The sequence below is a fragment of the Streptomyces lincolnensis genome (assembly GCF_021173675.1).
Taxonomy (GTDB): Bacteria; Actinomycetota; Actinomycetes; order Streptomycetales; family Streptomycetaceae; genus Streptomyces; species Streptomyces lincolnensis_B.
Genome location: NZ_JAIHON010000006.1, coordinates 239,186 through 257,036 on the forward strand (window position 1 = coordinate 239,186; position 17,851 = coordinate 257,036).

Sequence of the window (17,851 nt, forward strand, 5' to 3'; positions counted from 1 at the left end):
CCTCCTACGGCAGCGCGCCGGTCTGCATCGGGTCCGGCACGGCCATGCCCTGCTCCTGGTGGATGCGCTCCACCTCGGCCGAGACCTGGACGTCGTTCCACTCCGGGTGGGCCATGCGGACCAGGGTGTCCGTCGAGGCAGCCTGCGCCCGCCTGAGGACCTCGGCCGTGTTCGCCAACGCCAGCGGATCCTCCTGGACCGAGTCCTCGAACTCGATCGTCGGGGGCTGAGGCGTTACCCCGGAGTGGAACACCTCCTGGTCGATCGCCAGCAGAGCGTGGATCGCGTCCTGGAGGCCCGGCCTCCAGCGGAGGATCTTCCGGCCGCGGGTGGTCATCGATCGACGCTCGCGGGACTTGACCTCGGTGGCGGTCACCGCGGCGTCCCCGCCGAGCCCGAACGTCTGGCCCGAGTAGCCGGCCGAGCGGAGGATCTGATTGACCAGGTCCTCCGCTGTGTCCCGATGCTCCTGCACCCGGATCTTGAACTGGACGGCTGTCAGCTGCTGGGTGTCGCCACCGCGGGCCAGCATGTCCAGGCCGGCGTAGATCTCCTGGTCCGGATTCCAGCTGGCGCCCTGCCCGCGGCCGTTGGACTGGAGGTATGCGTTCGGGGTGATCACGCGGCCCTTGCCGATACGGATGTCCCGCATCCAGCTCGCGTACGTCTCGTCGAGGCTGTCCATCATCGGCTCGATGCCGTCGAGGTCGGATCGGCCGAGGTCGGAGAGCTTCTCGTCCCGGCGCCATCGCCGGCTGTTCTGGTTCGGGATGTACGAAACGTCCAAGCCGTTGTAGCCGGTGGCCAAGGCGCCGTCCTCGTTGACCAGAGCGGCGTAGGCCTCGGTTGCCGGGTGGTCCTCCAGCGGTACGGCCCTGCCGAGCTTCTCCTTCGTGCCCTGGTACAGGCCGTGCAGGATGCGGCCCTTCTCGTGGCACTCCAGGTGCCGCCACACCTGGCCGTCCTCCTCGTGCACGACCTTCCAGAAGAGGACCGAGGAGAGGCGGTTCCAGGTGAAGGTGGGGATCGCGCGGTCGGCGTGCGTGGCGTGCAGCCACGGCCGGTCTGCGACGTCCAGGTCGTACACCGGGCGCAGGTAGATGCCGCCCAGCGCGGCCCCAACCTCGGCCGCGGTCTGGAGAGTGGCCAGCATGCCGTCGTCGGCCAGCATGTCGAGGCGCTTCTGGGTGGTCTCGTCGGCGGCGGTGAACTTCGGCGGCTCGGAGAACAGTAGGTCCGCGGATCCGCCGCAGAGGTCACCGGCGATCGGAACGTGCAGCTTGGTTCGACGCCCACCCGGAGCGGTCGGTGTGCCCCACCACCAGCGGGCGAACTTGCCCAGGACTCCGGTGGAGAACTGGACCGGCTTGGGGTCGGGGCCGAAGCCGCCACCGCCCGCGCCGTACAGCTGCTCCAGGCGGTCGGGGTCACCGCCCCACCAGGTGTCCCAGACGTTCATCGCTTCAAGGGCTGGCCGCAGGTGCGGCGGGGGCCAGGTGACGTTACGCGTCGGCAGCGGCATTCGGCACCCCCTCGTTTGTGCGCCAGGCGCGGAAGTTCCGTGCGTAGACCCAGCCGTACGCGACGGCGGAGACCACAAAGCCGTACTGCTGGGTGGACAGTGCGTAGACGAACCAGAGGAGTTGGGCGCCAAGGCCGATCGCCCAACCGAGAGCACGCCTCCGGCCGGCGAGGAAGAGGCCGGTCACACCGACTGCCATGAGCAGCCAGGACCACCAGGTGATCACGCGGCCACCTCCAGACGAGTCGGCAGGTAGGGGCGCCACAGGGACTCGGTTGTTCGGATGCCGTACCGCAGGGCGTCCACCGAGTGGTCGTCCTGCTTGATCGGCTTGTCCTCGCCGCGCTCTGCGGCCTCGTCGTCCCAGCTGTATCCGGGGATCTCGTCGATGAGGCCCTGCGCGGACTCGTGGATGTACAGGTCCTCTGTCGACAGCAGCGAGGACACGGTGCGGATGCCGTCGAGGACGGTGTTGTCGGCCTGAGTGACACCGAGGACCTGGTCGCGGTGCAGCTGCTCGATATACGAGCTGGCGGACGGGTCGACGACCGTCCACTCCGGGGCCACGCCGACCACGTTCGTGCCGGGCTGCGGCACCTTCGCCAGCCACGCGCGCCGCGCGCGGGAATACTCGGCGTCGGTCATCTGCTTCCGCTCGCGCCGCGAGTCGTACCGGTACTCGCTGACCACGTACAGCTTCCGGTCCGCGCCCAGGCCGAGCAGGATGTCGGCGTACGGATTGACCGTGCCGTAGTCGATCGCGTCGCACAGCCACCGGTCGATCCGAGGCAGGGTCGACACGATGTGCTTCTTCGTGTCGAAGCTCTCGTAGATCGCGCCCTCGGACTGCACCCAGTGGCCGAGGATGTACCGCCGGTACCAGAGGCCGGTGAAGTTCCGGCGCATCCGGGCCTTGTAGTCCTCGGACAGGGCGGGGTTGTCGTCCATGACGAAGTGCCAGGTGCGAACGCCCAGCTCATCAGCCCTGTTCAGCCACTCCTTCTTCGCCCAGTGGCCTGGATTGTCCGGGTTGGTCGTTGCGAAGATTAGGGCACCGGGCACGGACATGCGGTCGACCAGGCGCTTGAAGAACTCCTTCGGGAGCAGCGTTAGCTCATCCACGTACGCGCCGGCGCCCGTGAGCCCGCGGAGTCTAGCCTCGGCCTTGGCGTCGTTGGCAGTGATGACCTCGATCTGCTTGCCGAGGATCCACGCGACGCTGGAGCCGCGGGTGTAGGACACGAGCTTGGCGATCTCGGAGCCGACGATGCTCGGGTCCTGCAAGGGTCCGAAGACGTTGCGGGCCACGGTGTCGTAGGTCTTGCCGACGACGACCAGTTGCCCGCCGGAGGGGGCTGTCACGACGTACATCAGCCAGCGCAGGAGGCTGGCGATGGTCTTGCCCGAGCGGACGCTGCCCTCCCACACGTTCAACCACGCGGTGGAGTGGGCGATGCTCCGTTCCTGCTTGTCGGACAGCTTGAGTTCAGTGGTCTCCATGCCGTTCGCGGAGCCGGTCGAAGAGGTTCGTCAGCAGCGATCCGACCTCGCCGGCGCCGCCCTCCTCCTTCGGCGGGGAGAGCTTCAGCGACCGGTCCACGGCGGTGGCCACGAGGGACATATACGCCCGCTTGTCGCCGGGGGTCGGCTCAGGCGCCGTGTGGGTGCCGAAGTCGTGGTCCTTGCCGCCCCAGTCCCAGTACTCGTGCGGCTCGTTGATCTTCGCGGCCTCGGCTTCGGCGATGTCCTGGAGCTTGACGGCGAAGGCGGCGCGGCGGTCGGCGAGGTCGGCCTGCCGGACCTCGGTTGCCTGCCGCACCTCGGCGGCCCGAGAGAAGGACAGGCCGAGGCCCTTGGCGATCTCGCTGATCGTCCGGCCGGAGCGACCGAGGGCGGTCGCGATCTCGTTCCGGCCCTTGCCCTCTGCGTGCAGCTGGCGGACGCGCTCGCGTTCCTCGTCGGTGACCGGGTTGGCGCTGCCCATGGGTGGCCCACCCCCTGGACATGACGGAGGCCCGCGCGGTGGCGGGCCTCCTGTGGTGCGCTCGGTGGCGCGATCATGAGTTTTTGTGTCCGGGCACGCCGGACTTGCGCCCAGGATGGATCATGCCGTCCTGAAATTCAACTACGTCACGACCTCATGCATCCCAGCCCGCGTCGAGGCAGGACTGGGCGAAGGCGTCGGCGCCGATCTGCCAGGCGCCAGCCGATGCCTCGGAGCCGCGGGCGAGGGCCTTCGCGTTGTCGGCAATGCCGTTGGTGGCTGACGACTGCGCCCACTTGTTGACCTTGTCAGCGAGGTCGACGCGCGCCTGCTGGGTCTGGGCGGCCTTGTACCCGTCGGCGAAGTCGTCGCAGGCGAGCGAGGCGGCGTCGTCGAGCTTGGTCGGATCGGCCGGCTTGCTGCTGTCGCTGCTGGAGCAGGCGGTGAGCGCGCAGACGAGCGCGGCGACGGTGGCGATGGTGGTGCGGATGCGCATGGTCCCCCCTGGGGTGATGGTCACGAGGCGGCATCCTCGCGGCTGTTGTGGGGGTGACGGGTGGTTGTGGCGGTTCTGTGACGTCCGGCTTAGGTGCTGACCAGCTCGGGGTGTCGGGCGTGGCGCTTCACATCCGCCTCGACCTCGTTGCGAGCCCTGCTCTCCGCCTCGGCGTGGTCGGTGACTGCGGCCTGGATCGCGACGGCGGCGTCGCGCCAGTCCTCCCATGCCTTGTTGTACGCGGCGGTCTGGTCCTCGCTCCAGCCGCCTTCCTGGGCGGGGCGGCCGTATTCGTCCCGGAGGGCGAGGACCTGGGCGTGGGCCTGGTCGGCCGTGCGCTGTTTCTCCACGAGTTCTTCGAAGGTGTGTGCCACGGGCACGGATCCTACGTCTGGTGGGCAGGACATGACGGGCGTCAAGGCCGTCATGACGGGGCTACGGCAGCCACTCTTCCTCGGTGATCCAGCCAGGGACCGTCCGGCGGACGATGATCGGGCGGTCGCTCGTGAACCAGTGGCCGCAAACGGGCAGGCACGTCCAGATCTCGTGCGCCAGAACGTGCCACTGAACCTCACGGGCCTCGCGCCAGCAGTACGGGCAGCCGGGCAGCGGGACCGAGTCCTCGAAGCCTGGCTGCATGCGGACCTGCCACGGCTGCTCGGCAAGGTAGGCGTCACGGTCTTCGAAGGCCTGACGGAACGCCACGGCCCGGGCGGCACTGAGCGAGAGCGGATGGTCGCTCACGGCCGCCACTCCTCACGGTAACCGGGGCGGTCCGCGTAGGGCAGCGCGAGCAGGCGCAGGGTGACGCACGGGTACTGCGCGGGGAAGTGACCGCACACCTGGCAGTCCTCGATGGTGCCTCCGCCGCTGCCAGTCGACCGCTGCTGCACAGGACGGTGCAGGGCGAGAAGTTGCCGCTTGGCATCGATCTCCCTCAGCACCCGAGCCGGATCCCACTCCGCGATATGCCGGGCCACGCCCTCATCGTCCGAGGCCTTGGGATCGACGTGCGTGACCAAGCCCTCTTCCATCGCGTCCTCGACGTACCAGCGCTCGTCCTTGCCCCATGTGTCATACGGCGAAGGAGCGGCGTGCCAGGCATTCGCCTCGTCGGCCCACGACGCTGCCTGCACGATCCGTTCGTCCTCGTCGACTTGGGTGTGCAACCACTGCGCCAGTTCCATACTCATGCCTCTCCAACGAGATGGCCCGCCGCGTGTACTCGCGGCGGGCCTTGACGGTCAGCGTGGCAGGCCGTCAGCTTCGATCGACGCCGATCGCGACCTCAATCTCCTTGATCTTCCCGCTCATGGAGAGTTCGGCACGGAGCGGGTTGTCGCCAGGGACGCCGGCCTTACGCGCGTCCTCGACGAACTGTGCGAGCTCGTCGAGCGTCAGGTCCTTCGCTTCGCCGGTGGCCCGGATCGAGGTTGGCATGAGGTCAGGATGACGTACGCGGGCCGCGTCGCGGGAGGGGTTCCGCGAAGGGGCTCGGGTGGGGTCACGGGGTGGGTGGCGCGGGCGGCTTGGCCTGGGCGCGCGAGACCTCGGCGAGGAAACGAGCGATCACGTCGTCTTCCGCGCCCTTCTGCCCCGTGCCGATTCGGTGGCTGAGGTCGTGGATCGTGAAGCCGGTGTCCGTGCGCTCTACACGGAACCCCTCCCCGCTCCCCTCCCAGTCGCCGTTGTTGCTGTTGTCGTTGTCGCCTGACCTGCAACAACAACCGCTCCCGTGGGAGTGGCCAGGAAGGGAGGAGGAGGCGGCCGGGATGGACTCCTTACGTACGGCGGGCCCGTTCCCCTTCCGCGTGCGGGACGGCTTCCAGGGGATGCCCTCGGCCTCCAGGAGCTGCTTGACCGTCTTGGTGTCGGGGAGCTGGAGGTCGTCGCGGAGGGCGGTGAGGAGGACGCCCTTGTCGTCGCCGACCAACCGGTGGAGTGCGCCGACGACGTCCGGCGCGGCCTCCTGCTGCTGCTCCTGGTCCTCGTCGTCGCCGGTCTTGCCCCAGCGGGCACGGGCCTTCTGCACGCCGACGGTGCCGATGCTGCCGACGACGACGTACGCCAGCTCGGGGAACGCGACGATGGTCCGCCAGGCGGCGACGGCCCCGAGCGCTGACAACACAACGGCCGACGCCCGGCCGCCGGTCGACTCGTCCTCCTCCCCCGCGGTCTCCGCCTCGACCTCGGGCGCACCCTCCGGCTCCTTCACTGCCACAGCCCCACCACCAGGTCGCCGAGCCACGAAACGGACGGCGCGATGACGATTCCCACTGCGCCCGCGATGCTGGATGCGAGGCCGAGGCTGATCCCCGCGATGGTCTGCCGGACGAAGTCCCAGCGGAAGCCCCTGCGGCTGGACACGGCGATGATGACGACGGTGATGACGATGACCGCGGCGTGGCCACCAGGGGTAAGGGCCAGCTGGCTGGAGCGGGTGACGGCTGGTGTGCTCGCCCCGATCCCGTAGACCAGGACGATGTCGCCCACCATGTTGGTGCCCCACAGGGACCAGTCGGCGATGGCGCCGATGATGCCGCCGACGCAGAGGATGAGCAGCGCGCCGTAGGAGAGGCAGAGGACCTGGGGGGCCAGGTCCTTGAGGGCCTTGGGGGCGAACCGCTTCTTGTGGCTGACGAACCAGCGGGTGAAGTCCCAGGCGAACAAGCTGAGTCCGGCGGTGACGCCTCCGAGGGAGACGTAGCCGTAGGTCGGGAGGTCGAGGGGCGGGAGTGCCATTGCTGTCCTCAATGGAGGAGGGCCGCGGCGAGGGCGGCGAGGGCGAGGATGAAGGCGCCGGTGCCCGTGACCGGGAGGACGGCGTGCGGGGCCTGGTGGACCAGGCCGAGGAGCGCACCGCAGGCGGCGACCGCGCAGAAGACGCCGAACAAGGTGGTCACGGGCGGGCTCCTAGGCGCTCATGCCGAACGGGGCCGTCGGCAGGTCCTTGAGGTGCGGCTCGTGGCTCTCGACCTCGGTGCGAAGGGTGCCGCGGATGTAGCCGTCGGACGCGTCGCTGAGGCCCGCTCGGACGATCGCGGTGCGCATGGCCGCCGTGCCGGGGCGGGACGGCGGGACGGTGTCGTACAGGGCGCGGATCACGGCGCAGCGCGGGTCGCTGTACTGGATCGGCGCCGGAGGCTGCGCGGGTGCGGGCGCGTTCGGGGGGATCGAGCGGCGGCAGACGACCGGAAGGAGCCGCGCCCCGGTCGGGATGACGGGCGGGCGCGGGGCCGGCCTGCGCGCGGGCGGGGGCGGCGGCGGGGTGGGCGCGCTGGGCAGCGCAGGCGCGGCGGGACGCGGCTGCACCGCGGGCGTCGTGACGGGGGTCGTCACCGGACCGTCGGTGATCCTGTCGACGCTGGTCACGGCCGTCACGGGCTCGGTGACAGGGTCGAGGCTGGCGAGGCGGGCACGGACCGACTCACGCAAGGTCTTCCAGGCGTCGCCGGGGAACATCAGCCAGGCCAGGACGGGGATGTGCGGCATGCGTTCCGCGACGAGGCCGCGCGCAGCGCGCTGTTCATCGCGGACGTCGCGGCGGTGCAGCTCGAAGAGCAGCTCGACCGCGAGGCTGATGGAGGCGAGGCCGATGCCGCCGACCATGCCGCCGACCTCCAGGCCGTGCGACCAGTTGAGGACGCCGGAGACGCCGACGAACGCGAGGACGGCGAGGCGTGGGAGGCCGGCCGGGGTGCCGCGCTCGATCGCTCGCTTCGCGTACTGGGCGCAGAGGAGCCCGGCGAGGTCGAACATCAGCGAGAGTGCGTAGGCGGGGCGCTCGCCCATGCCCCAGCCCATGAGCTTGCTGCTGATGGACCAGGCGGCGGCGATGAGCATCATCGCGAGGACGATGAACCAGGCAGTTCCGACGCCGGTACCGAGGCGGCGGCCGGTGCCGATGGTTGGGGTCTTCAAGGTTGCTCCTGGGGAACGAGGGCCGCCCCCGCTGGGGGATGGCGGGGGGCGGCCCGGTCCGGTGGTCAGGCGCCGCGGCAGATCGCGAAGCCGAGGGCCGCGAAGCTGGCGACGATGGCGAGGGCGTACATGAAGCGCTCGAACACGTCGGGCTCCTCAGTTCCAGTCGGTCTCGCACGACTTGTTGCGCGCGAAGCGGTCGCGCTGACGGTCCTTCTCCTCCCAGGCTTCGGCCTTGGCGGCGACGCCCGGGATGGACCGGCGGTGGCCGGCGCGGTTCTGGGCGGAGAGGTCCTCGGCGAGCTGGCGGTCGTAACCGGGGGCGAGGCTGCGGATGATGTCGCGGAGGCCCATCAGTAGCCACCGCCCGTCTGCATGCCGTGGACGCGGTCCTCGCGGGAGAGCTGGTTGCTGCGGCGCTGGGTGTTCCTGTAGTCGACGGCGGCCCGAGCATGGAGCAGGGGCGCGGGGACGTTGGCGTCCTCGGCGACGGGGGTGGGCTGCTCGGGGGGTTGATCGGTACCGTGGTGCACGGTCGTTTCTCCTGATCGCTCGGGTGATCTGGCCCCCCGGCCCATATGGAGCGGCAACTCCGGGCCGGGGTTTTTGTTGTTGCGCAAGGCCGGAGGAGGCCCTCCGCGCCGTTGTGTAGGTAAACTACACTTGTGTAGGCTACCTATACAAGACGGCACGAGAAATCCGCCTCCCCACTCCCGGAGAGGGACGGATATGGACGACCAGTCGGAGGAGGTGCGGCGCGTGCGTGAAGCCATTGCCGCCGTGGCGGTAGAGGCGGCGCCAGCGGAGCGGGCCCGGCGGCTGGACGAGGCCATGGAAGCTGCCCGATTGGAGTGGCGGCGGCGCCGGAGGGAGGCGATGCAGGAGATGAAGGACGGCGGTATGACGCTCCGGGAGATCGCCAAGGAGTTGGGGATCAGCTTCGGCAGGGTCCGACAGATCCTTGCCGACGACCCCGACGCGACGCCGTCAGAGGAATGAGAGATGACCGGGCGGTGTGAGAGACCGCCCGGCCATGCAGCAGCCCGATCCCAGCGATAGGGAGGCGCTCCCTTGAGCGTACAGACCGCAGCGCACCCGCAACTCGTCCCCATCTCGGTGCGGCCGCCGACTCCGTCAGAGCCGCAACTGGCAGCCGTCTACCGGCTCTACGGCGCGGATGGCGAGCTGTTGTATATCGGCAGCACCGACTACCCGCCGATCCGCTGGTCTCAGCACCGGACCTCGAAGGCGTGGTGGACGGACGTCGCCGCCTACTCCATCACCTGGTGGCCTGACCGGATGCAGGCGTTTACGGAGGAGTACAAGGCGATTCACGCTGAGAACCCTTGGCACAACAGGCTGCGGCGTTCTCCAGCGGTCCCGGCTGCTGGGTCTCGGGTATCCGAGTCTCTGGTGCAGCGAGTGTTCGACGCCCTTGACGACGTGGAGCGCATCGACGACCCGGAGGCGCGGTCGCGTGCTCAGGCGCAGATCACGGCGGAGACCCGGACTCGCGCTGCGAAGTGGGCTGCGGAGCGGGGCGAGCTGGCTCGTCGGATGGACGCCGAGGGCGAGTCGCTGCGCGGGATCGCGCGGCGCCTAGGGATCAAGCCCGCCACCGTCCAGGATCTGCTGCGCGGGTACAAGGGCTCGGGGAAGGACCGGCCATCGGCGGGCGAGCGCGAGGCTGGCGAGTGACCGAGAGCCCTATCGATCACGGGGGGCGTCGGAATGCGGTGCCAGGCATTCGGGATGATCCTGGAGCCATGGCCGGGCCGATACGCGTGATCGTGCACCCGCCGTCCACGACGGGCGGTCGGCGGGTGCGTGTGGACGGCGAGATCCTCGGCCTGGCGCACGGCCTGGTCGACGTCGCCGAGTTCCTCCGCCGGGCTGGCCTGGAGGTGGACCCGGCGGACGTAGCCCAGGTGCAGTGGATCGACTGGCGTGGCGGCGGCCCAGGAGAATGGGGCGGTCTCAATGCCGAGACGTCCTGAGTGCGGGCCTCAAGACCGACGCAATGTGCCGTACGTCACGCGCGGTGCGGGCCTGCGGAGCGGTGACCCGACCAGGCCGTTGCGAGACTCGCGACATGCATTTACGCCAAGTAACCGCGTGCCCCTGTCCAGCCGCCTTCACGTCCTTCCGTCGGCGAAGGAAGGACGGCCTGGCGTGGCAAATCTTCACCTGCCAGAAGCATCGCCGGATCAACGATTGGTCGGTCCCGGGCAATCTGCGACGTCTCGAAGTCGGCGAGGGCGAGTACCAGTGCGGAACGGTGCACGACTTCCGGCCCATGGGCGAGATCATCGTGTCGCACGTGCGCGGCTGGATGGGTGGAGAGTGCAGTTTGGGCGACAGCCCCGGAATTCCCGACGACGACTGGCGCGGTCAACTCCGGAACGTGCGTGTGCACTTGGCCTACATCGAGCATCGGAGGTTGCTCGCGATCGTCGACAGGGCTCTGCGTATCGCTGAGACTGGCGAACTGAACGACGTAGTGGCGCTGTTGGCGGAGGCCGAGGCTGACGGCGCACGGCGGCGAGGGCTATGAGGCGAGTGCCGGCGGCCGATGTGGGGTCGGGCCCGGCCCCGAAGGGCCGGGCGTCGTGACGCCCGTCAGGAACCGTCAACGGGGGTGCTCAGCTCCAGAGGCGGGAGCGTGGGCGTGGTGACGATGGCGTAGGCCTCGGCGAGGTCGCGGAGGGCAGCTGCGCCCTCGCGCGGGATCTGCGTCCTGGCGTTGTCCGTCTGCTTGCGGATCGCGTCGATCAGCTCGGCCTTCGCCAGGTCCTCGGGACGCGCGGTGATGATCTTCTCAGACATGGTGTTCCTCTCGGGGTTGGCCCTGCCCGGGCGCGGGCGGGGAAGTCGTCAGGCAGCAGCGGTGCCGGTCCAGGTGCGGCCGCAGCTTCGGCAGCGGACTGCCGGGTCCTGGCCGTCGCCGCCCTCGATGCGTAGGACCCCGCGGCAGTGCGGGCACGGCCGCTCCAGGACCTGCGTCTTCCGCGTCATCTCCAGGGCCATGTCGACCTGCTTGGCGGCCCATCGGGCGACCGAAGCGATGGCGTCCTGGTGGAGCGGGCGAAGCTTCTCGAAGGGGCCGGGAGCTCCGTCATGACGGGCCAGGAGCCATGCGGCCGCGTACGGCGCGGTACGGCGGCGGGGGTCGGTGTAGCTCCACCGTCGTTCGTCGTGCTCGTCCTTGACGATCAGCGTGCGCAGGGCGAGGGCGACGTCGTCTCCGGGGCCGGCCACGCGCACGCGGCTGGGGGTGGGGTCGCGCTGGACGTGGCTGGCGAGGATGTCGGCGGCGTCGACCAGGCGCTGGTCGAGGTCGGTCATGGTGTCGAGGATCGCGATGCGGAGCGGGGCCGCGGTGGCACCGATCTGGTCGGGTGAGCGTTCCAGGGCGCGGAGCTCCACGGCCTGGTCGTCGGCCTTGAGGTGTTCGTGGAGGCGGGCGATGCCCATGACGGGGGGCCAGGTGTCGGCCTGGCTGGTCCCGAGGGCGGTCTGGAGGTCGGTCCAGTGGTTGATGACGTGGTGGAGGTGGTTGGCGGTGGTCATCGTGACTCCAGTTGTTCGCGGGTACGGTGATCACTGCCGGGGGCGCGCTGGTCTGGCGAGACGTGAAGCGCGCCCCTTCCGCATGTCAACGGCTCTGCTGCTGGAGCTCGTGGGCAACTTGGCCGAGCAGCGTGGAGTTTCGGTGCTGGTGCCAGCGGGGGCAACGAATGACCTTGATCCGGCCGATCCCTCGGAGCTTGTCGAGCCTGTCCGCATAGACGACGTCTCGGTCCCGCTCAGAGAGGCCAGACGCGGCACACCACTCGCGGAACTCGGCACGGTCCTGGGCGAGGACCACGAGGATCGTGCGCTCTGATCGCATGGTCAGATCCCGCTTCGGCGTGAGTTCGGCGAGGGCCTGGTCCCAGTTGGTGAAGCGGACGGCCCGGTCGTCGAGGTACGCGGTCGCGGCCAGCTTCCGGTTCGTCACCAGCAGTTCGCCGCGCACGTTCCAGAACGGGCCGGTGTGCTGGAGCTGGCAGGTGAAGCCACCGTGGGCGGTGAGCCACATGGCGACCTGGACGGGGTCCCGGGTGGTGTGGATGAACACGGCGTCCTGGTCGAGGAGGGCGCGGAGGCCGTCGAGGGCGCCGGGCAGGGGCGGGTCGTAGATCGTCCCGTCCGCCCAGCCGCGGCTGTAGGTGTGGATCACACCGTCGAAGTCGACTGCGATCGTCACGGGTCAGTCCTCCTTCGTGGTGGTCTGCTCGGCGCCGTCGAGAGCGGCGATCGCGCGTACGGCCTCCCGATACCGGCGGGCCTTCGCCACAGCCTCGTCGTCCCACCCGTGACGCTGCTGCATCTCCTCCATCGCCCCATGCGTGCAGGAGTCGTCGTGCTCGGTCTGCTCGCAGTCCCAGCCGCAGAGGACAGCCCACAGCCAGGCGTCGACGCGGTACTCGCCCCAGTCGCGGGAACTGGTGGCGAGGAGGGTGTGCAGTCCTTCGAGCATGGGGGCGAGGGTGCGCGCGTGGTTGAGGGTGGCGTGGGGGTCGCCGGTGACGCCCGTCACGACGGGGCTGACGGGGCCGTGGATGGCGGCCCGGAGCTCGGCCAGGCGTCGGTCCCACTCGCGGGCGATGGGCGTGCCGAGCTTCGGCGGGCCGGCCTTTACCCACTGCTCGTAGAGGTCGAGGACGCGCTGCACCGTGGTCGTGCCGATCGGGCACTCGGGGTGCGGGTGGACCTCCTCGCCCTGCTCCTCGTAGCAGAACCCGCAGGACAGGAGTCGGCGTGGCTGGGGCGGGAGCTTGCCGTCGAGGTATGCCTGGCCGATCGCGGCCGACATCTTCTGGACGATCGCCTCCATCGAGCCCTCGGCCGTACCGCCGTCGATGACCTCCAGCGCGGCACCAAGGCCGGAGAGCATGCCGGCGAAGAACATCTGGGCGGGCATGGGCGAGGTCGCGGTCTGGTGCTTGGCCTCGTCGATGAGGGCCTTGATGTGCGTGCGGGCGCGGCGGTCGACCGTGCGGCTGGGGGTCGGGCGGCTCATCCCTGGGCTCCTTGACGGTCGAGGTCGGTGATGATCGCCTGGCAGACCGCGGCGATCTGCACGACCTCCTCGCGGAACTTCGCGAGGTCGGTCTCGGCGCCGGCCTCGTACGCCTCCTCCAGGAGGATCGTCATCCAGCACCGCTGGGCGGGGTCGTCGTTGGTCTTCCTCAGACCGTCGGCGAGGTCCTCGAAGAGGACGACGGAGTGCAGGCCGCGGAGGATCGGGTGATGCTGGTCGCCGAACTTCTCCAGCTGGCGCTGCCGTTCGGTGTCCACGGCCTCGGCGAAGTCCCGCATGCCGGGTGTGGTGAAGAGGGCGGGGTAGCTCACAGGCTGCTCCTGGTGGCGTGGTCGGCGGTGAGGTCGGCGGTGATCCGGTGGAACAGGTCGGTGCACTTCCGACGGTCGTGCGCTGCACCCCCGCTGTGGCGGGCGAGCGCGCAGCACGGATCCAACGGAGCAGGGCACTCGCCGAGTACGTGTCGCTCCTCCCAGGCCTCCTCGGCGACCTGCCGGTGGTGGGCGGCGTAGTACCGGTTCGAGCACCAGGCGAGGACGGCGGCCGCGTACAGGCCGGGCAGGGCGAGCCAGAGGTTCACCAGGGAGGCGGCGTACAGGCCGGCGGCCGTCGAGGCGAGCGCGACCAGGGCCAGGGCGCGGGCGGTGCGTCGGTTCGCGGTCACGGCTTCCTCCGAGCAGCACGGTGGACGTGGAACGCGAGGACAGCCCCGGCGGTCAGGTAGAGCAGCGGGCAGGCGGCCCCGACGACGGTGGCGATCATCTGGACTCCTGGCGGAGACGGGCGTAGCGGCGGGCACGGACCGGGCCGACCGCCCAGGACGGGCGCGGCCGGCGAAGGACGCGGACGAGCGCGCGGGCGCCGGGCGGCGCGCCCTCGCCCTGGTGGCAGCAGAGCAGCGCGGCCACGGGGATGACCATCGCGAGGTAGGCGATGACGCCCGTCATGACGACGCCCCGGTCCGCTGCTGCGCCTGCTCGGCTGTCGCTGCCAGCGCAGTCCTCAACTCGGGCAGTCGGTCACTCGGGACGCGGACGCGGACCGTCGCGGCTGCCTCGCCGACGACCGGCCGTCGAGTCACCTCGACCACGGTCTCGACGCCCGGCCGGACGATCAGCCTGTCGCCGGTGTGGTCCATGGTCTCGTACCTGGTCCCGGCGGCCAGGTGCTTGCGGAGCGTGGCCACTTGATCAAGCCGAAGCCACACGCTGGTGACGGTGACGGTACGGCCGGCGAGGTTCTCAGCCTCCAACCAGACGTACCGGCGGCCGCTCAGGTCGGCGGCCGAGCGCAGCGTCAGCCGGTGGGCCAGGGAGGTGTAGCTGTAGGGCTGCTCCAATTTGAGAGTCACGACTGCTGCGCCCCGCCCTGCTGCGCCTCGGCGGCCATGACGCGGTCGATGGCTGCCAGGGTGTCGCGGGCCTGGTCGATGGCGCCCACGCGGACAGACGCCGCGATGGTCATCTCGCACAAGCGGCGGACCTCGGCGAGCGCGGCGGCGACCCGGTCAGCGTCGGCGACTGGTGCGGTGGTTGCCACGTTGGGGTCGGCGACCAGGCGCAGCAGCTCGTCGGCGGCTCGGGTCACGCCTTCGGCTGTGCGCAGTCCAGCGTCGTCGTAGACCTGGTGAAACAGGGTGGTGCGCAGGTGCCGGGCGGCGATGGCGAGTACGGCGGCCCGGATCTCGGCGCGCTCCTGTGCCCTGTGCTCGCGCACCTTCCTCTCCAGCGGGGCCAGGAGCGCGGCGATCCGAGCAGCGGACTGCTCCTCCAGGGTCGCGAGCTGCTTCGTTGGGGAGGCGATGTCGGCGGTGCTTTCGCCGTCGGCCAGGCCGAGGCAGTGCAGCCCGGTCTCGTCGTCCTCGTCGTAGTCGTGGGGGTCGTGGTGTTCGGGGCGCGGGCAAAGGCGAAGGCGGGAGAGGGGGCTGGTGTCACGGATGCCGTCGCGCTCGCGCGCCTCTTCGGCGTCTACGGCTGCGGTCAGGCGGACGAGCGCCGAGGCGGTCTCGTCGGGGAGGTTGTCGGCGACGTGGGCGAGGAGGGCGTCGAGCGCCTCGGGGCGGTCGTCCATGGACATGGGTGCTCCGTTGGTGGTGAGTGGTTGGCTGTAGTGCTGGTCAGAGGGCCTGTTCCAGCGGCGTGCACCACACGACGGTGTGTTCGGTGTGGTGTTGCGTGCAGTTCCAGCTGGGGCGCGGGTGGGCGAGTGTGTGGGCCCAGACCCAGCAGGTGCCGCGGGGGCAGGCGTACGTCGGGCCCCACCAGGCGCTGGCCATGTACCGGGCGCAGGCATCGCAGCAAGGTCCGGAGTGGGCGCGGTGGAAGGCCTTGCGGTACGCGTTGGCCATCAACCCGGCGGGATGGAGGCCGAGGAGGTTCTGGACGGCGCAGACGCGGGTGGTGGCGGGCTTGTTGCCGCACCATTCGCAGGTGCGGGGCGTCTCGGGGTTCAGAGCGGTGAGGTCGAAGAGGGTCAGGGCGGCTGATCGCACGGCTGCTCCTGGGTTGTGGGACGGCGGGGCGCCGGCCGCCCGCATTGCCCGCGGGCGGCCGGGCCCGTCAGACGTGCCGGAAGGTGATCTCGGCGAGCTCGGCGCGGGCTTCGGCGAGGGTCTTGCGGCCGTTGGCGAGGTCGGCGATGAGGCCGGCGGCGTGGTACTCGCCCTCGTCAGTCGCGTCCGTGAGGCGTACGGCGATCTCGGAGATCAGCTCGAAGACGTCGCCGTCCGCGTCGCCGGACTCCACGAACTCCTCGTCCTGGTCGTCGTCGGAGCACCGCTCGCAGCGCTCGGCGACGGTGCAGGTGCACGGAGTCTCGTCGCCTTCGTCCTCGTATCCGGCGACCGTCCAACGCTCGGTGGCCGGGTCCCAGATGACCGACCAGGCGTTGTGGTCGGTGAGGGTGCCGTCGAGGTCGATGCCGACCGGCATCCCGGCGGCGTGTGCGGCGTTGAGGGCGTTGGCGATGTCCACCCAGCGCTCGCGCTCGGTGCGCGGTACGACCGCAGTGTCGGCCTCGCCCGGGCTGACGGGTTGTGACGGGGCGTCACCGGGCTCACTATCGAGGGGCTCCAGCAGCGCGTAGGCGGCCTCCCGGTCACCGAGGAGGTACTCGATCGCGTAGTCCCCGAGCAGCTCCCGGCGCAGCCATCCGCGCTGCTCCGCGATGAAGCCCTTGTCGTCCCAGGCGCCGTCGCCGATGTGCGACGACGTACCGGTCTGGTCCGCCCGGTCGAGGCGGGAGGCCGGGAAGCCGTACTCCAGCGCGGTCTCCCGGGACCAGACGCCGGCAGGCATCTCGCAGACGTTGGACCAGCCAACGTACTGGTCTCGGTCACGGTCAGGCTTGACGATCAGGCAACGCAGGCGCGGGTCGTGGCTGGCCTTCTCCTCGGCGAGCTCGGCCTTCGTCGTCGCCAGCTCGCGGTGGGCGTCCTCCAGGGCGATGGCGGTTTCGATGTACAGGCCCATGGCGTGTTGGGCCCGGCCTTCCACGGTGACCTCGTACGGCTGGCGGCGGGTGGCGGCGTCGTGGACGTCGCGGGCCCAGCGGGCGTCGCCAAGCGCGGTGTGGGCGACGTCCTTCGAGGGCGGCTCGACGCCGATGGCGCGGGACATGGGGTGAGTGGGCCAGGGCAGTGGTCCGAGGGCCTGGGTGCCGAGCTTGGCGGCGGCGAGCTGGACGATGTCGTACGGCCGGTAGTGCCACTGAGCGCGGCCTCGGCCGACGAGGCGCCGGAGGTGGCGGTCGTCGAAGGCAGGGTTCGAGCCGACGAGGACGGCGCCGCGCAGGACGTTGACGATGGCGGTGACGGCCTCGGCCCGGGTCATCGGCGCAACGTGTCCGCTCTCGTCGGCGGTCCACGCGGCCTCGACGCCGGGCGGGACGGCGAACCGCTCCTCGTAGCGGCCGACCTTCAGTGCCTCGGGGTCGGCGTGGGCGAGGTTGGGGCGGATCTGCCAGACGTACTCGGTGTCCGTGGGCTGGCCGTCCTCGAACTCGCGGAGGATGACGGCGACTTCCCACGCGTGGCCGATGCTGGCGTCGAGGTGGGTGGTCTCGCAGTCCACGAAGGCGATGGGCAGGGTCATGTGCTGGCCTTTCTGAGCGTGCCGGGCTCGGGCAAGCCCTTGATGGCGTTCGGGGTGTGGTCGGGGCAGCGGCGGCCGATGAGGAAGAGGCGCACGCGGTCGGTGGACCGGCAGTGGCGTTGCTCGGCACCGATCCAGTGCGCGCACGCCCCGGCCTCGACGGGCTCAGGCACTCCGCGGTTGCGGCCCGGGGGCCGTCGTGACGGCCGTCAGCGCCCCGTCAGCGACGACATCGAGCGCCAGGAGGCGGACGTGGTTCCGGATCCGCTCACCCCGCTGCTCCGAACCGTGCCCGTCCCACTGGGCCCGCGGGTCCGTCACGTCGACCGCGGGCACGTGCCGGAACAGGTCGGCGTCGCGCGCCGCGATGGGCCAGGACAGCTGCCAGCCGCCAGCCTCGACGTATAGGTCCTGCGACCCCTCAGGGGCATGCGACGGGGCGATCACCGCGGTCGCCGGATGAAGGGCAGCGATCCAGGCGAGGAGCTGCGCGACCTCGCGCTGCGCGTCGTCCCACTCTTGGGCGAACTCGTCAGCGTGGCTCTTCCAGCGCGCGGCCTCCTCGCGGGCGAGGTGGAGGTCTTCGGCCTGACGGACGCTGGCGGCGAGGGCGTCACCGAGGTTCGGGAGGCAGGAGGCGGTGCTGCGCGGGGGCGTCATGACGGGCGTCGGCCTGCGGAACAGGCGCGCGAACCAGGGGCGAACCGGTTCCGGTTCCTGGTTCCTGTCGGGGTGGTTGATCATGGACATG

32 protein-coding genes are annotated in these 17,851 nt (G+C 70.4%); 4 read left to right on the top strand and 28 right to left on the bottom strand.

Going from position 1 to position 17,851, the window contains the following annotated elements:
* Positions 1-4 precede the first annotated feature (4 nt).
* The 15 genes from K4B79_RS18775 to K4B79_RS18845 all read right to left on the bottom strand — a co-directional run bounded on the left by K4B79_RS18775 (position 5) and on the right by K4B79_RS18845 (position 8,456).
* Positions 5-1,459: a phage portal protein gene (locus K4B79_RS18775; protein ID WP_232027906.1), complete on the bottom strand. Its 1,455-nt coding sequence runs from the start codon at positions 1,457-1,459 to the stop codon at positions 5-7.
* A gap of 43 nt (positions 1,460-1,502) precedes the next feature.
* Entirely contained in the window at positions 1,503-1,748 is a 246-nt protein-coding gene (locus K4B79_RS18780; protein WP_232027907.1) for a hypothetical protein, read from the bottom strand.
* Positions 1,745-3,022 carry a PBSX family phage terminase large subunit gene (locus tag K4B79_RS18785; RefSeq protein ID WP_232027908.1) on the bottom strand — a complete coding sequence of 426 codons (1,278 nt, stop codon included), beginning with the start codon at positions 3,020-3,022 and terminating at the stop codon, positions 1,745-1,747. Before K4B79_RS18785 ends, K4B79_RS18780 begins: the two co-directional genes overlap by 4 nt.
* Positions 3,009-3,506: a helix-turn-helix domain-containing protein gene (locus K4B79_RS18790; RefSeq protein ID WP_232027909.1), complete on the bottom strand. Its 498-nt coding sequence runs from the start codon at positions 3,504-3,506 to the stop codon at positions 3,009-3,011. Before K4B79_RS18790 ends, K4B79_RS18785 begins: the two co-directional genes overlap by 14 nt.
* Before the next feature lie 154 nt (positions 3,507-3,660).
* Positions 3,661-4,026, bottom strand: coding sequence for a hypothetical protein (locus tag K4B79_RS18795; protein ID WP_232027910.1), 366 nt, complete (start codon positions 4,024-4,026; stop codon positions 3,661-3,663).
* 65 nt (positions 4,027-4,091) lie between these two features.
* Positions 4,092-4,376, bottom strand: a complete 285-nt coding sequence (locus tag K4B79_RS18800; protein WP_232027911.1) for a hypothetical protein — start codon at positions 4,374-4,376, stop codon at positions 4,092-4,094.
* Positions 4,377-4,437: 61 nt separating this feature from the next.
* Entirely contained in the window at positions 4,438-4,746 is a 309-nt protein-coding gene (locus K4B79_RS18805; RefSeq protein ID WP_232027912.1) for a hypothetical protein, read from the bottom strand.
* Positions 4,743-5,189: a DUF6221 family protein gene (locus K4B79_RS18810; RefSeq protein ID WP_232027913.1), complete on the bottom strand. Its 447-nt coding sequence runs from the start codon at positions 5,187-5,189 to the stop codon at positions 4,743-4,745. Before K4B79_RS18810 ends, K4B79_RS18805 begins: the two co-directional genes overlap by 4 nt.
* Positions 5,190-5,262: 73 nt before the next feature.
* Positions 5,263-5,442 carry a hypothetical protein gene (locus K4B79_RS18815; RefSeq protein WP_232027915.1) on the bottom strand — a complete coding sequence of 60 codons (180 nt, stop codon included), beginning with the start codon at positions 5,440-5,442 and terminating at the stop codon, positions 5,263-5,265.
* Between the two features lie 64 nt (positions 5,443-5,506).
* Positions 5,507-6,223 carry a hypothetical protein gene (locus K4B79_RS18820; RefSeq protein WP_232027917.1) on the bottom strand — a complete coding sequence of 239 codons (717 nt, stop codon included), beginning with the start codon at positions 6,221-6,223 and terminating at the stop codon, positions 5,507-5,509.
* Positions 6,214-6,744: a hypothetical protein gene (locus tag K4B79_RS18825; protein WP_232027919.1), complete on the bottom strand. Its 531-nt coding sequence runs from the start codon at positions 6,742-6,744 to the stop codon at positions 6,214-6,216. The genes K4B79_RS18820 and K4B79_RS18825 overlap by 10 nt, the downstream gene beginning before the upstream one ends.
* An 8-nt stretch (positions 6,745-6,752) precedes the next feature.
* Positions 6,753-6,905, bottom strand: a complete 153-nt coding sequence (locus tag K4B79_RS18830) for a hypothetical protein (protein WP_232027921.1) — start codon at positions 6,903-6,905, stop codon at positions 6,753-6,755.
* A gap of 10 nt (positions 6,906-6,915) precedes the next feature.
* The gene (locus tag K4B79_RS18835) at positions 6,916-7,923 is read right to left on the bottom strand and encodes a DUF2637 domain-containing protein (RefSeq protein ID WP_232027923.1); all 1,008 of its coding nucleotides are present in this window, start codon (positions 7,921-7,923) and stop codon (positions 6,916-6,918) included.
* A 156-nt stretch (positions 7,924-8,079) separates the two neighbouring features.
* Positions 8,080-8,277, bottom strand: coding sequence for a hypothetical protein (locus K4B79_RS18840; protein WP_232027925.1), 198 nt, complete (start codon positions 8,275-8,277; stop codon positions 8,080-8,082).
* Positions 8,277-8,456 (bottom strand): hypothetical protein, encoded by a 180-nt coding sequence (locus tag K4B79_RS18845; protein ID WP_232027927.1) that lies wholly within the window; start codon positions 8,454-8,456, stop codon positions 8,277-8,279. The genes K4B79_RS18840 and K4B79_RS18845 overlap by 1 nt, the downstream gene beginning before the upstream one ends.
* A 196-nt stretch (positions 8,457-8,652) precedes the next feature.
* Here K4B79_RS18845 and K4B79_RS18850 point away from each other — a divergent pair, with 196 nt between their 5' ends.
* The 4 genes from K4B79_RS18850 (at position 8,653) to K4B79_RS18865 (ending at position 10,477) form a co-directional block, all read left to right on the top strand.
* On the top strand, positions 8,653-8,922 hold the full coding sequence (locus K4B79_RS18850; protein WP_232027928.1) for a sigma factor-like helix-turn-helix DNA-binding protein: 270 nt from the start codon (positions 8,653-8,655) through the stop codon (positions 8,920-8,922).
* A gap of 72 nt (positions 8,923-8,994) precedes the next feature.
* Positions 8,995-9,621 (top strand): GIY-YIG nuclease family protein, encoded by a 627-nt coding sequence (locus tag K4B79_RS18855; RefSeq protein ID WP_232027929.1) that lies wholly within the window; start codon positions 8,995-8,997, stop codon positions 9,619-9,621.
* 68 nt (positions 9,622-9,689) lie between these two features.
* Positions 9,690-9,920 (top strand): hypothetical protein, encoded by a 231-nt coding sequence (locus tag K4B79_RS18860; protein ID WP_232027930.1) that lies wholly within the window; start codon positions 9,690-9,692, stop codon positions 9,918-9,920.
* A 95-nt stretch (positions 9,921-10,015) separates the two neighbouring features.
* The gene (locus K4B79_RS18865) at positions 10,016-10,477 is read left to right on the top strand and encodes a hypothetical protein (RefSeq protein WP_232027931.1); all 462 of its coding nucleotides are present in this window, start codon (positions 10,016-10,018) and stop codon (positions 10,475-10,477) included.
* Positions 10,478-10,542: 65 nt separating this feature from the next.
* Here the strand turns inward: K4B79_RS18865 and K4B79_RS18870 are convergent, their stop codons facing one another.
* From K4B79_RS18870 to K4B79_RS18930, 13 genes are all read right to left on the bottom strand, one after another.
* Positions 10,543-10,749 carry a hypothetical protein gene (locus K4B79_RS18870; protein ID WP_232027932.1) on the bottom strand — a complete coding sequence of 69 codons (207 nt, stop codon included), beginning with the start codon at positions 10,747-10,749 and terminating at the stop codon, positions 10,543-10,545.
* A gap of 48 nt (positions 10,750-10,797) precedes the next feature.
* On the bottom strand, positions 10,798-11,493 hold the full coding sequence (locus tag K4B79_RS18875; protein ID WP_232027933.1) for a hypothetical protein: 696 nt from the start codon (positions 11,491-11,493) through the stop codon (positions 10,798-10,800).
* A gap of 85 nt (positions 11,494-11,578) precedes the next feature.
* Positions 11,579-12,172, bottom strand: a complete 594-nt coding sequence (locus K4B79_RS18880; protein ID WP_232027935.1) for a hypothetical protein — start codon at positions 12,170-12,172, stop codon at positions 11,579-11,581.
* A 3-nt stretch (positions 12,173-12,175) separates the two neighbouring features.
* Entirely contained in the window at positions 12,176-12,988 is an 813-nt protein-coding gene (locus K4B79_RS18885; RefSeq protein WP_232027937.1) for a hypothetical protein, read from the bottom strand.
* On the bottom strand, positions 12,985-13,320 hold the full coding sequence (locus K4B79_RS18890) for a hypothetical protein (protein WP_232027938.1): 336 nt from the start codon (positions 13,318-13,320) through the stop codon (positions 12,985-12,987). The genes K4B79_RS18885 and K4B79_RS18890 overlap by 4 nt, the downstream gene beginning before the upstream one ends.
* Positions 13,317-13,673 (bottom strand): hypothetical protein, encoded by a 357-nt coding sequence (locus K4B79_RS18895; protein WP_232027939.1) that lies wholly within the window; start codon positions 13,671-13,673, stop codon positions 13,317-13,319. The genes K4B79_RS18890 and K4B79_RS18895 overlap by 4 nt, the downstream gene beginning before the upstream one ends.
* Before the next feature lie 94 nt (positions 13,674-13,767).
* Positions 13,768-13,956: a hypothetical protein gene (locus K4B79_RS18900; RefSeq protein WP_232027940.1), complete on the bottom strand. Its 189-nt coding sequence runs from the start codon at positions 13,954-13,956 to the stop codon at positions 13,768-13,770.
* On the bottom strand, positions 13,953-14,360 hold the full coding sequence (locus K4B79_RS18905) for a hypothetical protein (protein ID WP_232027941.1): 408 nt from the start codon (positions 14,358-14,360) through the stop codon (positions 13,953-13,955). The genes K4B79_RS18900 and K4B79_RS18905 overlap by 4 nt, the downstream gene beginning before the upstream one ends.
* Positions 14,357-15,085: a hypothetical protein gene (locus K4B79_RS18910; protein WP_232027942.1), complete on the bottom strand. Its 729-nt coding sequence runs from the start codon at positions 15,083-15,085 to the stop codon at positions 14,357-14,359. The genes K4B79_RS18905 and K4B79_RS18910 overlap by 4 nt, the downstream gene beginning before the upstream one ends.
* 40 nt (positions 15,086-15,125) lie before the next feature.
* Positions 15,126-15,500, bottom strand: coding sequence for a hypothetical protein (locus tag K4B79_RS18915; RefSeq protein ID WP_232027943.1), 375 nt, complete (start codon positions 15,498-15,500; stop codon positions 15,126-15,128).
* A 67-nt stretch (positions 15,501-15,567) separates the two neighbouring features.
* Positions 15,568-17,100 carry a 3'-5' exonuclease gene (locus tag K4B79_RS18920; RefSeq protein WP_232027944.1) on the bottom strand — a complete coding sequence of 511 codons (1,533 nt, stop codon included), beginning with the start codon at positions 17,098-17,100 and terminating at the stop codon, positions 15,568-15,570.
* Entirely contained in the window at positions 17,097-17,273 is a 177-nt protein-coding gene (locus K4B79_RS18925) for a hypothetical protein (protein WP_232027945.1), read from the bottom strand. Before K4B79_RS18925 ends, K4B79_RS18920 begins: the two co-directional genes overlap by 4 nt.
* Positions 17,266-17,844: a hypothetical protein gene (locus K4B79_RS18930; RefSeq protein WP_232027947.1), complete on the bottom strand. Its 579-nt coding sequence runs from the start codon at positions 17,842-17,844 to the stop codon at positions 17,266-17,268. Before K4B79_RS18930 ends, K4B79_RS18925 begins: the two co-directional genes overlap by 8 nt.
* Positions 17,845-17,851 lie beyond the last annotated feature (7 nt).

Coding starts and splice junctions, on each gene's coding strand:
- K4B79_RS18775 (WP_232027906.1), bottom strand. CDS start 1,459: ATGAACGTCTGGGACACCTGGTGGGGCGGTGACCCCGACCGCCTGGAG.
- K4B79_RS18785 (WP_232027908.1), bottom strand. CDS start 3,022: ATGGAGACCACTGAACTCAAGCTGTCCGACAAGCAGGAACGGAGCATC.
- K4B79_RS18790 (WP_232027909.1), bottom strand. CDS start 3,506: ATGGGCAGCGCCAACCCGGTCACCGACGAGGAACGCGAGCGCGTCCGC.
- K4B79_RS18810 (WP_232027913.1), bottom strand. CDS start 5,189: ATGGAACTGGCGCAGTGGTTGCACACCCAAGTCGACGAGGACGAACGG.
- K4B79_RS18815 (WP_232027915.1), bottom strand. CDS start 5,442: ATGCCAACCTCGATCCGGGCCACCGGCGAAGCGAAGGACCTGACGCTC.
- K4B79_RS18825 (WP_232027919.1), bottom strand. CDS start 6,744: ATGGCACTCCCGCCCCTCGACCTCCCGACCTACGGCTACGTCTCCCTC.
- K4B79_RS18840 (WP_232027925.1), bottom strand. CDS start 8,277: ATGGGCCTCCGCGACATCATCCGCAGCCTCGCCCCCGGTTACGACCGC.
- K4B79_RS18850 (WP_232027928.1), top strand. CDS start 8,653: ATGGACGACCAGTCGGAGGAGGTGCGGCGCGTGCGTGAAGCCATTGCC.
- K4B79_RS18860 (WP_232027930.1), top strand. CDS start 9,690: ATGGCCGGGCCGATACGCGTGATCGTGCACCCGCCGTCCACGACGGGC.
- K4B79_RS18865 (WP_232027931.1), top strand. CDS start 10,016: ATGCATTTACGCCAAGTAACCGCGTGCCCCTGTCCAGCCGCCTTCACG.
- K4B79_RS18870 (WP_232027932.1), bottom strand. CDS start 10,749: ATGTCTGAGAAGATCATCACCGCGCGTCCCGAGGACCTGGCGAAGGCC.
- K4B79_RS18875 (WP_232027933.1), bottom strand. CDS start 11,493: ATGACCACCGCCAACCACCTCCACCACGTCATCAACCACTGGACCGAC.
- K4B79_RS18885 (WP_232027937.1), bottom strand. CDS start 12,988: ATGAGCCGCCCGACCCCCAGCCGCACGGTCGACCGCCGCGCCCGCACG.
- K4B79_RS18900 (WP_232027940.1), bottom strand. CDS start 13,956: ATGACGGGCGTCATCGCCTACCTCGCGATGGTCATCCCCGTGGCCGCG.
- K4B79_RS18910 (WP_232027942.1), bottom strand. CDS start 15,085: ATGTCCATGGACGACCGCCCCGAGGCGCTCGACGCCCTCCTCGCCCAC.
- K4B79_RS18920 (WP_232027944.1), bottom strand. CDS start 17,100: ATGACCCTGCCCATCGCCTTCGTGGACTGCGAGACCACCCACCTCGAC.
- K4B79_RS18930 (WP_232027947.1), bottom strand. CDS start 17,844: ATGATCAACCACCCCGACAGGAACCAGGAACCGGAACCGGTTCGCCCC.